The organism is Pseudoxanthomonas sp. GM95, from assembly GCF_900109775.1.
GTDB lineage: Bacteria > Pseudomonadota > Gammaproteobacteria > Xanthomonadales > Xanthomonadaceae > Pseudoxanthomonas_A.
This window is the reverse complement of record NZ_FOAX01000001.1, coordinates 731,183-743,993: the sequence shown is the minus strand read 5'-3', so window position 1 is coordinate 743,993 and position 12,811 is coordinate 731,183. Positions and strand designations below refer to the sequence as shown.

The 12,811-nt window shown below is 66.7% G+C and carries 17 protein-coding genes, 2 tRNA genes and 1 other RNA gene; 5 read left to right on the top strand and 15 right to left on the bottom strand.

The genetic code is table 11. From position 1 onward, the window contains the following. Positions 1-48 precede the first annotated feature (48 nt). The 4 genes from BMZ17_RS03535 to dnaX are packed head-to-tail and all read right to left on the bottom strand — an operon-like array spanning position 49 to position 3,379. Positions 49-402 (bottom strand): histidine triad nucleotide-binding protein, encoded by a 354-nt coding sequence (locus BMZ17_RS03535; protein WP_093135840.1) that lies wholly within the window; start codon positions 400-402, stop codon positions 49-51. Positions 403-462: 60 nt separating this feature from the next. Beyond that, positions 463-1,059: a recombination mediator RecR gene (recR, locus tag BMZ17_RS03530; RefSeq protein WP_093135836.1), complete on the bottom strand. Its 597-nt coding sequence runs from the start codon at positions 1,057-1,059 to the stop codon at positions 463-465. A 58-nt stretch (positions 1,060-1,117) separates the two neighbouring features. Beyond that, entirely contained in the window at positions 1,118-1,438 is a 321-nt protein-coding gene (locus BMZ17_RS03525; protein ID WP_093135831.1) for a YbaB/EbfC family nucleoid-associated protein, read from the bottom strand. Between the two features lie 6 nt (positions 1,439-1,444). Further along, positions 1,445-3,379: a DNA polymerase III subunit gamma/tau gene (gene dnaX, locus BMZ17_RS03520; RefSeq protein WP_093135824.1), complete on the bottom strand. Its 1,935-nt coding sequence runs from the start codon at positions 3,377-3,379 to the stop codon at positions 1,445-1,447. A 167-nt stretch (positions 3,380-3,546) separates the two neighbouring features. On the opposite strand from dnaX, the gene BMZ17_RS03515 reads away from it, so the two are divergent. The 3 genes from BMZ17_RS03515 (at position 3,547) to BMZ17_RS20820 (ending at position 4,569) form a co-directional block, all read left to right on the top strand. Then, positions 3,547-3,639: transfer RNA gene (locus BMZ17_RS03515), tRNA-Ser, on the top strand. 76 nt (positions 3,640-3,715) lie between these two features. Then, positions 3,716-3,812: signal recognition particle sRNA small type (gene ffs / locus BMZ17_RS03510), an RNA gene on the top strand. A gap of 418 nt (positions 3,813-4,230) precedes the next feature. Then, complete coding sequence (locus tag BMZ17_RS20820; protein WP_139202784.1) at positions 4,231-4,569, top strand: hypothetical protein; 339 nt, start codon at positions 4,231-4,233, stop codon at positions 4,567-4,569. On the opposite strand, the gene BMZ17_RS03505 is transcribed toward BMZ17_RS20820, so the two are convergent. From BMZ17_RS03505 to BMZ17_RS03480, 6 genes are read right to left on the bottom strand one after another with little or no spacing between them, the layout of a single operon-like run. Beyond that, positions 4,570-5,001 carry a molybdenum cofactor biosynthesis protein MoaE gene (locus BMZ17_RS03505; RefSeq protein WP_093135818.1) on the bottom strand — a complete coding sequence of 144 codons (432 nt, stop codon included), beginning with the start codon at positions 4,999-5,001 and terminating at the stop codon, positions 4,570-4,572. Positions 5,002-5,003: 2 nt separating this feature from the next. After that, positions 5,004-5,246 (bottom strand): MoaD/ThiS family protein, encoded by a 243-nt coding sequence (locus tag BMZ17_RS03500; RefSeq protein ID WP_093135814.1) that lies wholly within the window; start codon positions 5,244-5,246, stop codon positions 5,004-5,006. Beyond that, positions 5,243-5,746 carry a cyclic pyranopterin monophosphate synthase MoaC gene (gene moaC, locus BMZ17_RS03495; protein WP_175485461.1) on the bottom strand — a complete coding sequence of 168 codons (504 nt, stop codon included), beginning with the start codon at positions 5,744-5,746 and terminating at the stop codon, positions 5,243-5,245. Before moaC ends, BMZ17_RS03500 begins: the two co-directional genes overlap by 4 nt. A gap of 1 nt (position 5,747) precedes the next feature. After that, positions 5,748-6,773, bottom strand: a complete 1,026-nt coding sequence (gene moaA, locus BMZ17_RS03490; protein ID WP_093135806.1) for a GTP 3',8-cyclase MoaA — start codon at positions 6,771-6,773, stop codon at positions 5,748-5,750. A gap of 1 nt (position 6,774) precedes the next feature. Next, positions 6,775-7,530, bottom strand: a complete 756-nt coding sequence (locus BMZ17_RS03485) for an MBL fold metallo-hydrolase (protein WP_093135801.1) — start codon at positions 7,528-7,530, stop codon at positions 6,775-6,777. Between the two features lie 2 nt (positions 7,531-7,532). Continuing rightward, positions 7,533-8,282, bottom strand: a complete 750-nt coding sequence (locus BMZ17_RS03480) for a 3-deoxy-D-manno-octulosonic acid kinase (protein ID WP_093135797.1) — start codon at positions 8,280-8,282, stop codon at positions 7,533-7,535. A gap of 18 nt (positions 8,283-8,300) precedes the next feature. On the opposite strand from BMZ17_RS03480, the gene BMZ17_RS03475 reads away from it, so the two are divergent. Beyond that, positions 8,301-9,344: a glycosyltransferase family 9 protein gene (locus BMZ17_RS03475; protein ID WP_093135793.1), complete on the top strand. Its 1,044-nt coding sequence runs from the start codon at positions 8,301-8,303 to the stop codon at positions 9,342-9,344. 75 nt (positions 9,345-9,419) lie between these two features. Here BMZ17_RS03475 and BMZ17_RS03470 read toward each other — a convergent pair whose 3' ends face one another. Then, on the bottom strand, positions 9,420-9,830 hold the full coding sequence (locus BMZ17_RS03470; RefSeq protein WP_093138017.1) for a DUF6165 family protein: 411 nt from the start codon (positions 9,828-9,830) through the stop codon (positions 9,420-9,422). A gap of 130 nt (positions 9,831-9,960) precedes the next feature. Beyond that, positions 9,961-10,050 (bottom strand) — tRNA-Ser (locus tag BMZ17_RS03465). A gap of 251 nt (positions 10,051-10,301) precedes the next feature. On the opposite strand from BMZ17_RS03465, the gene BMZ17_RS03460 reads away from it, so the two are divergent. Further along, the gene (locus tag BMZ17_RS03460) at positions 10,302-11,006 is read left to right on the top strand and encodes a PP2C family protein-serine/threonine phosphatase (RefSeq protein WP_093135789.1); all 705 of its coding nucleotides are present in this window, start codon (positions 10,302-10,304) and stop codon (positions 11,004-11,006) included. Positions 11,007-11,031: 25 nt separating this feature from the next. Here BMZ17_RS03460 and dnaQ read toward each other — a convergent pair whose 3' ends face one another. Genes dnaQ through rnhA form a run of 3 tightly spaced genes read right to left on the bottom strand, consistent with a single transcriptional unit; the run spans position 11,032 to position 12,803 of the window. After that, complete coding sequence (gene dnaQ, locus BMZ17_RS03455) at positions 11,032-11,784, bottom strand: DNA polymerase III subunit epsilon (protein WP_093135785.1); 753 nt, start codon at positions 11,782-11,784, stop codon at positions 11,032-11,034. 3 nt (positions 11,785-11,787) lie between these two features. Next, positions 11,788-12,348, bottom strand: coding sequence for a GNAT family N-acetyltransferase (locus BMZ17_RS03450; RefSeq protein ID WP_093135781.1), 561 nt, complete (start codon positions 12,346-12,348; stop codon positions 11,788-11,790). Continuing rightward, complete coding sequence (gene rnhA / locus BMZ17_RS03445) at positions 12,345-12,803, bottom strand: ribonuclease HI (RefSeq protein ID WP_093135778.1); 459 nt, start codon at positions 12,801-12,803, stop codon at positions 12,345-12,347. Before rnhA ends, BMZ17_RS03450 begins: the two co-directional genes overlap by 4 nt. Positions 12,804-12,811: the final 8 nt, after the last annotated feature.

Sequence of the window (12,811 nt, the reverse complement as noted above, 5' to 3'; positions counted from 1 at the left end):
AAGGGCCGGATTTTCCGGCCCTTTTTCTTTGCGCGATCCGCGGTGGAATCAGCCTGCGGCGCCGAAGTAACCCAGCGCAGCGCCGGCCAGCAGGTGCAGATGGATGTGGTAGACCGTCTGGCCCGCATCCTCGCGACAGTTCATCACCACCCGATAGCCGTTCTCGGCGAAGCCTTCCTGGCGCGCGTATTCGGCCGCGGCCAGCACCAGCTTGCCGACCAGCGCGGCCTGGTCCGGCTTGAGATCGTCCAGGGTCGGCACGTGCACCTGCTTGGGAATGAAGAGCACGTGCACCGGCGCCTGCGGCGCGATGTCCTTGAAGGCCAGCACGTCCTCGTCTTCGTAGACGATCTGGGCCGGAATCTCGCGACGGATGATCTTGCCGAAGATGGTGTCGTTCATGGACCTGCCGGAATGCGTTGCGGATGAAGCCGCAAGCTTAGCCTGCATGCGCCGGGCGCTTCAGCCCATCTCGCTGCGCGAGCCGAACGCATGCGACAGCGTGCCGCGATCCACGTACTCCAGCTCCCCGCCCAGCGGCACGCCGTGGGCCAGCCGCATCGGCCGCACGTTGGCTTGGCGCGCAAGCTGCGCCAGGTAGTGCGCGGTGGCTTCGCCTTCCACGGTGGGATTGGTGGCGATGATCAGCTCGCTGACTTCGCCTTCGGCCAGGCGCTTGGACAGGCGCTCCAGACCCAGCTCGCGCGGGCCGATGCCATCCAGCGGCGACAGTCGTCCCTGCAGGATGAAGTACAGGCCGCGATAGCCGGTGGCCTGCTCGATCGCCAGGCGATCGGCCGGCGACTCCACCGCGCACAGCTGGTGTCGATCACGACTTGGACTCGCACAGATCGCGCACAGCTCGCCCTCGGTGAAATCACGGCACTGCGCGCAGTGGCCGATGTGCTCCATCGCCTGCGCCAGGGCACCGGACAGGCGCCGACCGCCTTCGCGGTCGCGCTCCAGCAATTGATAGGCCATTCGCTGGGCGCTCTTGCTGCCCACGCCGGGCAGCACGCGCAGCGCATCGATGAGCTGTTCGAGCAGCGAAGCGCTCATGCAATGACAGTGCGCGCGATATGCACCGGCATTGGACCGGCGCGAAGCGAGGACAGGCTCAGAACGGCAGCTTCATGCCCGGCGGCAGCTGCATGCCGGCGGTGGCCGAACCCATGCGCGCCTTGGACTCGGCGTCGATCTTGTTGGAGGCATCGTTGAACGCCGCAGCGATCAAGTCTTCCAGCATCTCCGCATCGGAGAGCAGGGTCGGATCGATACGGACCTTGCGGCATTCCTTGCCGCCGGTAAGGGTGACGCTGACCATGTTGCCGCCGGCGTTGCCGGTGACTTCCAGCTTGGCCAGTTCTTCCTGCGCCTTCTGCAGGTTTTCCTGCATCTTCTGCGCCTGCTGCATCATCTGGGCGATATTTCCGCGCATCTTGGTTTACTCGTCGAAAGGTCGGATGGAATCGGGGACTACGCGCGCGCCCTGCTGCTGGATCAGGCGCTGCACGTCGGGATGGTTCATGAAGTTGTCTTCGGCCGAGGACTTGCGTTCGTCCCGTGCACGCAGGTCGCGCTGGGCCAGGGTCTCGCCGTGGTCGGCCACGGCCTCGAACACGATCTTCGGCGCATGTCCCAGCGCCGACGACAGCGCCTGGGCCAGATCGCCGATCGAGCGATCGGTGCGCAGGTAATCGAAGCCCGGCGCCAGCGACAGCCGCAGCACCGCATCGCCATAGCTGGCAAACGCCGCGTTGGCCGCCAGCTGCTTGGACGGGCCGGTCAGCTGCGCCGAGGCGACCAAGGCTAGCCAGTGATCGGCATCGGCGATGTGGGCACCGTCCGCGCCACGCGATGCATGCACCGGCGCGTGATCCAGCTCAGCGGCGTGCACGGGCGGCGTGCTGACCACGACCTGCTGCGCCGGGACCTCCCACGGCGGGACGTCGTCGACCATGGCTGCGACGGGCGCTGCGGAAGCAGGCGGTACAACTGCGGTCACAGCGGTGAATTCGGGTGCGGGCTGCACGCGTGCGGGTGTTGGCGCTGAAACGTCCCACGGCGGCGTGTTGTTTTCTTCTGGCGCCTGCACATGCGGCGCGCGTGCCACCGACGGTGCGTCAGGCGCGGCTCTGGGTTCAGCGAAGGCGCGCGGCGCAGTCGCAGCTTCCGGCGCCACCGGCGCTGCAACGACGGCTGGCGCGGCTGCCGCGACCTGGCCGCCGACGGCGCCCGCGTTGCCACTGGCAGAAGACGCACGGTTCGGCGCAGCGCCCGCCGGCGCCATATCACCGACCGACGCCGGGCGGAACGCCAGCATCCGCAGCACGCTCATCTCGAAACCCGCGCGCGGGCTCGGCGCCAGGTACAGATCACGGCGTCCATTGAGCGCCATCTGGTACCAGAGCTGCACCACTTCCGGTCGCAGCCGCTGGGCGAACACGGTCGCGTCGAAGCCATCGGCTTCCACCGCGACGCCCGGCACCAGCTGGCGGACCTGGATGCGATGCAGCGCCTCGGCGAACGCCTCCAGCACCCCGCTCCAGTCCGGCGAAAATTCCGCCACCGCGCTCACCGTGGCCATCAACCGCGCGCCATCGCCATCGGCCAGCGCCTCCAGCAGCGCACCAACCTGGGTGCGATCAACGCTGCCCAGCATGGTGCGCACGCCGGCATCGCCTAGCTCGCCGCCGGTATAGGCGATGGCCTGGTCCAGCAGGGAAAGGCCATCGCGCAGCGATCCATCGGCCGCCTTGGCGATCTGGCGCACCGCGCCGTCTTCGGAGGGGATTTCCTCGGCCGCCAGGATCTTGGTGATCTGGCCGCCGATCTGCTCCTCGTCCAGGCGCTTGAGGTTGAACTGCAGGCAGCGACTGAGCACGGTCACCGGCAGCTTCTGCGGATCGGTGGTGGCCAGCAGGAACTTCACGTGCTCCGGCGGCTCTTCCAGCGTCTTCAGCAGCGCGTTGAACGCCGCCTTGGAGAGCATGTGCACTTCGTCGATCAGGTAGACCTTGTACTTGCCGCGCGAGGGCATGTACTGGGCGTTCTCGATCACCTCGCGCACATCGTCCACGCCGGTATTGGACGCGGCGTCGATTTCCAGCAGGTCGATGTAGCGGCCAGCGTCGATATCCAGGCAGGCCGGGCACTTGCCGCACGGGTCGGCGCTGGTGCCGGTCTCGCAGTTCAGCGACTTGGCGAAGATGCGCGCGATCGTGGTCTTGCCCACGCCGCGGGTGCCGGTGAACAGGAAGGCGTGGTGGATGCGGCCGCTATCCAGGGCATTGGAGAGCGCGCGGACCACGTGTTCCTGGCCGACCAGTTCGGCGAAACGCTTCGGGCGCCACTTACGGGCCAGGACGAGATAGGACATGGCGTCATTGTGCCGCGCCGGGGCATGCGTTCCAAGGACGGCGTCCGGCCTGGCGCAACGGCGCCGGGCGGCGGTCGCGCGGAACGCGTCATTGGGGCTCGCTTTAAATCCCGGGCGCGGCTAGAATCTGCGCCCCTGAGTGCGGCCAGCGGTCGCATTCAGGATCCGGAGAGGTGTCCGAGCGGTTGAAGGAGCACGCCTGGAAAGTGTGTAAGCGTCTAAACCGCGCTTCGGGGGTTCGAATCCCCCTCTCTCCGCCAGTTTTGTCATTGCTTCCAACAATGATCGCAGCAAACCCGGGCCGCGCCTCATGCGCGGCCCGCGTCTATGGTGGCCCCGTCGGCCCCTCGCGACGCTAGGTCGAAAACTCCGCCAGGGCCGGAAGGCAGCAACGGTATCGACTGATGCGGGCGCCGAGGTCAGCCGGCGGGGCCGCCACCTTTTTGGGAATTTGGATTGGCTGGCGACGATCGTTGTTTCGTCCGCATACGCATTCATCTGCCTGTCATCGACTTATCTGGAAGCAAGAGCTTTCGCGGCACTTCGTGCCACGACCTCCTTTCTTTGCTTGTGCAAAGAAAGCTAGGCAAAGAAAGCGCACTCCGGGCGGCACGCTCGCTTCGCGAGTTCGCTACGGGGCGAGGGATTTTTCAAAGGGACATCCTGTCCCTGCGAAAAACGCCGCACATCCTTGTGCGGCGCCCCGCGGGGCTTATCCTCGCCCCTTCGCCGTGCCTGACGGAGGGTTTGAGAGCACAGGCAAGAGCAGAAGCGAAAAGCTGCCAAGCCAACAGCCTCGTAAGCCACAGAAATCTGCATGACCTAGAACCGAGCTTGCTCTAGCTCTGGCTTTGACTTCTGCTGTTGCTGTTGCTGTTGCTGTTGCTCAGATATTGATCTTCAGCGCCTTCAAAGCGAGCCGAGCACCGCAGGCGGAAACGGCCGAAGAGGCGCGGGTGTCTGAGCGCAGCGAGTTCCCGCGCCGTGCCGTTTCCGGCGAGGAGCACAGGGCACCGATGCAAAGCATCGGCGAGTGTCAGGCGATGGCGGTTTTGGCTACTTTTGCCAAGACAAAAGTGGCTCGCGCCGCGAAGCGGCGTGAAAGCTCTCGCTCTTCAACAAGGCAGCCTGAAATAGGGAAATCGCCAGCAACGCACACTCTTCAGCGGCAACAGAAGCAAACAAGTTGACTACTCAGCTGCAGCCACCGTCGGATGCAGCCAAGCCTCCACCCCACTCACATACCGCTCCTGCTTCCAGATCGGCACGCGCAGCTTCGTCTCGTCGATGATCCATCGGCACGCCGCAAACGCCGCATCGCGATGGCCGGCGGACACGCCGACCCACACCGCCATCTCGCCGATCGACAGTTCGCCCACGCGATGCACACAGCGCGCATCGACGATATCGAACAAGGCCAGCGCCTCGTCGAGGAGTTTCTCGCCTTCGGCGAGGGCCAGCTCGGCATAGGCCTGGTAATGCAGGCCCGAGACCGACTGACCTTCGTTGTGGTCGCGCACCCAGCCTTCGAAACTGGCGAACGCGCCAGCGCGCGCGTCGAGCAACTGACCGCGCAGTGGTGCGGTCTCGATCGCCTCGGCGGTAATGGAAAAACGCGACATCCTCAGCCTCCGCTGACCGGTGGAATGAAGGCGATCTGTGCGCCCTCGGCCGGCGCATCCTCCCAGCGCGCGAACGCGCCGTCCACCGCCACGCGCAGATGCGCGCTGTCCCAGGCGAATCCGTGGCGCGTGCGCAGCTCGGCGTACAGCCCGGCCAGGTCGCTCGCGGCGGTCTGCACCGCTTCGCCTTCCACGCCCGCGGCTTGGCGCAGGCTGGCGAAATACAACACCTGCACGCCCGTCATGCGCCCACTCCGAAATCGCGCTTGCCGCCCTGCTTGCCCAGCAGCTGCGCCGGGCCGAGCACGATGGCGTGCGAGAGCGCCTTGCACATGTCGTAGACCGTTAGCGCAGCCACGGTCGCACCGGTCATGGCTTCCATTTCCACGCCGGTGCGATGGGTGGTGCGCACCGTGCATTCGATGCGCAGCGCGTCGCCACCATGCCAGTCGATCGACAGCTTGCAGCCGTCGATCGGCAGTGGATGGCAGAACGGGATCAGCTCATGCGTGCGTTTGACGGCCATCGTGCCGGCGATCACCGCCGTATCGACGATGCCGCCCTTCGCGCTGCGCAGCGCATCGCGCCGCAGCTGCGCCGCGACTTCGGGCGGAAACACCACCAGGCATTCGGCCGTCGCCTGCCGCGCGGTCACGGCCTTGCCCGACACATCGACCATCGCCGGTTGCCCGGCGGCATCCAGATGCGTCAGTCCATCGACCAGGCGCGGTGTTTCGACGCTCAACTCAACCTCCAATCAGGAACATTTCCACGCGCTTGCGCGGTGGCTGCGCGGCATGGCCGCGGACTTCGCTGTAACGGTCGTCGCGTCGCGACCACAGGCCTGCGACACGTTCGGCCAGGCCGGTTTCGCCCTGCGCCAATGCAGGCCGCAAGTCGGCGCCACTTCCGGAAAACAGGCAGGTGTAGAGGTGCCCGTCGGCCGACACACGCGCACGATGGCAATCGCCGCAGAACGGCGCGGTCACCGACGACACGAAGCCGATTTCGCCAGCGCCATCGTTGAAGGCATGGCGCTCGGCGACTTCGCCGCGGTACTGCGCGTCCAGCGCGTGCAGCGGCCAGCGCGCATGGATGCGATCGTGCAGCGTGCGCGAGGGCACCACCTGGCCCGACTGCCAGTCGTTGCACGTGCCCACGTCCATGAATTCGATGAAGCGCAGCACATGGCCGCTGCCGCGGAAGTGCTCGACCAGCGGCAGCACCTGATCCTCGTTGACGCCGCGCTGGACCACGCAGTTGAGCTTGAGCGAGGAAAATCCCGCGCGCTCGGCCGCAGCAATCCCCTCCAGCACGCGCGCGATGTCGCCACGCCCGCCGGACATCGCATGGAAGCGCTCAGGCGCCAGCGCATCCAGGCTGACGGTGATCCGGCGCAGGCCTGCATCGCGCAGCGCCTGCGCATGGCGCGCCAAGAGCGAGCCGTTCGTGGTCATGGCCAGGTCGTCCAGCCCGGGAATCCGCGCCAGCCGCTCGACCAGCTGCGGCAGGCCCTTGCGCAACAAGGGCTCGCCACCGGTCAGGCGCAGCTTGTTCACCCCGACCCGCACGAAGCCACGCACCAGCGTCTCGATCTGGTCGAAAGACAGACGCGAGGACGCATCCAGCCCGTAATCGTCCGGCACCCGATCGGCCGGCATGCAGTAGCCGCAGCGAAAATTGCAGGCATCGATGACCGAAAGGCGCAGATCGCGCAGCGGCCGGCCGCGCTGATCCAGCGGCAGTTCGGGCGTGCGCAGGATGGCGTTCATGTCAGTCTGAAATGGGGACCGGCCTAGGATTGGACAAGGCTAGCACCTGCCCCGGCAACGCCACGTGGTGGCCGCGTGCGGCCAGTGCGCGCGCCTCGTCGGCGCTGGCGTGGTGGTAGAGCACGCAGCGCGCTAGCAGCGCGGGCGCGTATTCACGTTCCAGGTCCTCGATGCCGCTGTGCGAGGGATTGCCGTGCAGCGCGCAGTCGTGGGCGATGACCTCATCGTCATCGGCGTAGCGCGCCAGCATTTCCGGGATGGGCCGGGTGTCGCCGGTCCACACCACCGCCCCCGGCAGGCGCAGGCCGAAGGCGGTCTGCGGCCAGTGGTGGCGCACCGGGAAGACCTCCAGCCGCACCCCGTCGTGCCAGAACGCCTCGCCCACCGGCACCAGGCGGAAGGCATCCCAGAAGTTCGCCCCGCCCTCGGCCAGCACGTTGGGATACTCGGCCACGCGCTGGTGCAGCAGCGGCACGATCGGCGCCGGCACGTACAGCACCACCTGGCCGCGCCGCGCCGGATTGAAGTACGCCGTGCCGAACAGGCGCTCGAACCCGCCCACGTGATCAAGGTGCGTGTGGGTCACGAACAATGCCGACGGCGCATGCCCGTAATGGGCGATGAAAGCGTCCAACCCTTCGCTGCCGCAATCGATGGTCAGCCAGGGCGCACCCTCGCGTTCGAGCGTGGCCATGGCCGAGCCAAGTTCCACTGCCGAAGCGTTGCCCACGCCCTGGAACCGCAAGGCCCAGCCCATGCCTAGAAGCCCCGCTCCCAGGAACGGTCGTACGCCGCGCGCAGGCGGACGAAGTCGGCCTCCACCTGCTCGGGCGTGCGCGCACCACGCAGCTTCAGCAGCGAGCGCTTGAGCCGGGCCAGGTTGGCCTCGCGCCAGCGCGTGGCCGGAATGCGCAGCACGCCTCGATCGAAATCGATCAGCCAGCCCTCGCCCCGCGTGTTGAACAGGATGTTGTGCGCGTTGAGATCCGCGTGATCCAGGCCACCACGATGGAAGCGCGCGATCATCTGCCCGGCCGCTTCCAGCGGCGCCTCGCTGCCCGCTTCCAGATAGCGATCAGCCAGCGAACGGACATCAGGCAGGCGCTCCATGAGGATCGCCGCGCGATACGTCAGGCCTTCATGCACGTAGCTGGCCACCAGCGGCCGCGGCACCGGCAGGCCCTTGGCCAGCAGCACGCGGGTCAGGCGGAACTCGGCAAAGCTGCGGGTCCGGTTGGCACCGCGCCACAGATAACGATCGGTGCTGATGTTGGCGGCCATGCCGCCGCGCTTGTACTGGCGCAGCAGGCTTGGCCCGAACGGGGCATCGATGAACCAGGCGCCGCCGCGACCGCCGCTGTCGACCGGACGCGCGCGTTCGCCCCAGCTACTGGGGTCCATCCAGTGCGCCTCGGCTTGCCGAAGGCGCTCGCGGTCGAACAGAATCGCGCCGTAGCCGCGTCCTTCGCGGTACGGCACCAGTACTTCCGTCGCGTCAAAAGCGGCCATCGCGCGAGTCTAGCAACTTTGTCCAACGCTCCTGAGTCCTTGTGCCTACTGCGCCTCTCCGCGCTGGGCGATGTCACCCACGTCGTGCCGCTGGTGCGCACGCTGCAGCGCGCGTGGCCGCAGCTCACGCTGGACTGGATCATCGATGGCGGCGGCCACAAGTTGCTCGAAGGCCTGCCCGGCGTGCGCTTCCACACCTATGACAAGAAGACCGGCGTGGCCGGCATGCGCGCCCTGCGCCAGCGCCTGCCGACGCGCTTCGACGTGCTGCTGCAGATGCAGGTCGCCCTGCGCGCGAACGTGCTGTCGGCGTTCGTGCCCGCGCGGCGCCGGATCGGCTACGACCGCAGCCGCTCGAAGGACCTGCATGGGCTTTTCATCAATGCGCGCATCGCCGACCGGCCCGGCATCCACGTGCTCGATGCGATCGGCAGCTTCTGCGAACCGCTGGGCCTGAAACAGGACACCGTGACCTGGGATCTGCCGGTGCCGCAGGCAGCCTTCGACTGGGCCGCCGCGCAATGGCCCGACGATGGCCAGCCAGTGCTGATGATCTCGCCCTGCTCCAGCCACGTGCGCCGCAACTGGTATCCCGATCGCTACGCCGCCTTGGCCGACCATGCCACTGCGCAAGGCTGGCGCGTGGTGTTATGCGGCGGACGCAGCGCCCTGGAGCGCGAAACCGCCGATGCCATCGCCGCGCAGATGCGCGCGCCGGTGCTGGACCTAGTCGGCAAGGACACGCTCAAGCAACTGCCCGCACTGCTGGCGCGCGCCGATCTGGTAGTGACGCCGGATTCGGGCCCGATGCATATCGCCAACGCGATGGGCACCAAGGTGCTTGGCCTGCATGCCGCCAGCAATCCGCGCCGCAGCGGGCCATATTCGGACGTGCGCTATTGCGTGGACCGCTACGACGATGCGGCGCGCAAATTCCTGTCCAAGCCGGCCGACGCGCTCAAGTGGGGCACCAAGATCGAGTTCGATGACGTGATGCAGCTGGTCACCACCGACGACGCCATCGCCGCGTTCGAGCGCTATCGCAGCGATCATCCGCGCTGAGGGCGTTCGCCCCAACCTGCAGACACGAAAAGGGCCGCAATCGCGGCCCTTTCCTGTTGCGACATGGCGCAGCGCTTACGGCGCTGCCGCGCCGGAGCTGTAGTCCTCGTAGGACTTCTCTTCCACGTAGGCCGAACCCAGCGCCAGGTTGATGTCCTTCTTGATCCGCGCGCGGGTGTCGTTCTCGAAGTACACGCTGCGCGCCAGGCGGATGAATTCGGCGTCGAACGTTTGTGCCTTTTCCTGGATCCGGATGTCGTCCTCGATCACCCACAGGCGCTCGTTGACGGCTTTGAGGTCGGCGCGCAGCTTGGCGATGTCCTGGACCGCAGCCGGATGCGCCATCCAGGTCTGCTCCAGTGCGGACAGCTCCTTGCGCACGTTGGCCAGCTTGGCCTCGTCGTGCATGCGCTCGGACTTGATCTGCAGGATGGAAATCTTGTCCAGCAGCTCGCCAAAGGACACGGGAGTCAGGATTTCGGACATGGTGCGCACCGCCAATGAAGAGACGCCCAGTTTAACGGCCCGGGCATGACGCTCGCCCGACCCGTAGGCGCCGCGTTCGAAAGACGAACGCACAAAAACAGACGGCCCCTTGCGGGGCCGTCTGCGGAATTGGCGGAGAGGGTGGGATTCGAACCCACGGTACGCTTACACGTACGCCTGATTTCGAGTCAGGTACATTCGACCACTCTGCCACCTCTCCGGGTGTCGCACCGCCGTTGAAGGCGATCCCCGGTGGTCGTTCCGGGGCTGCGCATGATACGGGGCGGATCGATCGCCCACAAGCACCCTCGCATACGCGCCGTTTGCCGGGCCGCGCGTCTGCTGCCAAACACAAACCCGGTCACACCTTGCCGGGCCAGGCGATTCATGACGCAGCACGGCTTGTGACCTGTCCGCTTCGACGCGATCATGGCGTTCCTAGAAGACGAAAACAGGCTACGCAGGGTTGCCATGATCGAGTTTGGACACCTCAGCCATGTTGGTCTGCGGCGCGCCCTTAATGAAGACACCTATTACGGCGACAGCGACCTGGGCTTGTGGTTGGTCGCCGACGGCATGGGCGGTCACGCCTGCGGTGAAGTCGCCAGTGCGCTGGCGCGCGAAACCATCGTGCGCGAGATCCGCGACGGCAAGACCCTGGGCCAGGCCATCCGCGTGGCCGATGAGGAAATCATCCGCACTTCCCGACGCCGCAACGATTCGCTGCCGATGGGCACCACCGTGGTCGCGGCGCGCGTGCAGGGCAATCGCTTCGAAGTGGCGTGGGTCGGCGACAGCCGCGCCTATCTGTGGCGCGATGGCCAGCTGGCTCAGCTCAGCCAGGATCACAGCTACGTGCAGGAGCTGATCGCCCAGGGCGCACTGACCAGCGAGCAGGCGCGTTCGCATCCGCACCGCAACGTAGTGACCCAGGCGCTGGGCGTGACCGATCCGGCCCAGCTCAACGTGGAAACCCTCACCGGCGACCTGCGCCCGGGTATGCAGCTGCTGTTGTGCAGCGATGGCCTGACCGAGGAAGTGGACGACCGCGGCATCGCCGAAGCCCTGCGCCAGGATGATTGCAGCGCGCAGGAACTGGTCGATACGCTGATCGCCGCCGCACTGGATGGCGGCGGCTCGGACAACGTCACCGCGATCCTGGTCCGCTGCAGCTAGGTAGCGGATTCGCCCCCGCGACGCGTCAGGCGCTCGCGGTGGTGACTTCCATCGGTGCCGGCGGCGTCTCGATCAGATCCCACAGGCAACTCCCGCCGCCCTTGCTGCGCAGCTTGTCCAGGCGCTTGGCGTGGGCTTCCAGCTCGCCGGCGGTCGGGGCGACCTGCGCGCGCAGGCCGACGTTGCTGGCATCGAAGGCGTGGCGCACGACGGCCACCTGCCCGCCGTCTTCATCCAGCGAGCCGAAACCGATCTCCTCCTGGCCCGAGGTCAGGGCGATATAGACATCGGCCAGGATCTGCGCGTCGAGCAGGCCGCCGTGCAGGTGGCGATGGGTGTTGTCCACGCCCAGGCGCTTGCACAGCGCATCGAGCGAATTGCGCTGGCCCGGGAAGCGCGCGCGCGCCATCGCCAGGGTATCGACCACCGTGCAGTGATCGGCGAAACGGCCGAACCGATCGCCGAAGCGCGACAGCTCGCTATCCAGGAAGCCCACGTCGAAGGACGCGTTGTGGATGATGACCTCGGCGCCTTCGATGTACGCCAGGAACTCCTCGACGATCTCTTCGAACGCAGGCTTGTCGGCCAGGAATTCCAGGGTCAGGCCTGTGACTTCCTGCGCGCCCTGCTCGAACTCGCAATCGGGCTTGAGGTACTTGTGGAAATTGCGGCCGCTGGGACGGCGCTCGACCAATTCCACGCAGCCGATTTCGACGACGCGGTTGCCCTTCTTCCACTCAAGGCCGGTGGTTTCGGTGTCCAGGATGATCTGGCGCATGGCCTAGGGGTCCTTCTGCAAATCGATGGAATACAGCTGCAGGGCTTTGTCGGTGCCCGGCAGCTGCGTCATTGTCTCAAACCCGAAGCCGAGCTTGCCCAGCACCGCCTGCGACGGCGCATTGGCCGGGGACACGATCGCCAGCAGGCACGGCAACGCCAACACGCGGCGCGCGTAATCCAGCACCGCGCGCCCGGCCTCCACCGCGTAGCCCTGCCCGCGCCCCATCGGCAGGAAGCCGTAGCCCAGGTCCGCACCCGGAAGCCAATCGCGGGTGACGATGCCGATCTGGCCGAGGTCGCGATCGGTGCCGGTCTCGGTCACCCGGCACATCCCGAGGCCGTTGGCCTGGCGATAGACCATCGGCCCGGTGCGCACGGCAGCGCGGGCTTGTTCCAGATCGCGCACGCCGCTGTCGCGGACGTGGTGGACGAAATCGGGGTCGTTGAGTACGGCCAGCATCAGCGCCGCATCGCGATCGCTTTCTGTCAGCGGATGCAGTTCCAGTCGTGGCGTGCGCAGGACCAGCGCGTTCGGTTTCGGTGCGTGCTCGGCGTGACTCATGCGCTCGGCAGCGGCACGCCATCGCGGATGGCGATGGCTTGGTCGCGCGCCAGCGTGTCCACGCGTTCGTTGTCGGGATCGCCCGAATGTCCTTTCACCCAGCGCCAGTCGATCTTGTGGCGCAGCGTGGCCGCCTGCAGGCGCTCCCACAGCTCGCGGTTCTTGACCGCGCCGCCGCCGGCGGTCTTCCAGTTCTTGCGGATCCAGCCGGGCATCCATTCGGTGATGCCCTGGCGCACGTACTGCGAGTCGGTGACCAGGGTGACCTGGCAGGACTCGGTGAGGGCTTCCAGCGCCATGATGGCGGCCATCAGCTCCATCTGGTTGTTGGTGGTGTGGGCCTGGCCGCCGGAAAGCTCGCGCTCGATCGTGCCGAAGCGCAGCAGCGCAGCCCAGCCGCCGGGACCCGGATTGCCCAGGCAGGAGCCATCGGCGTTGATGGTGATCTGTTTCATGGAGTCTC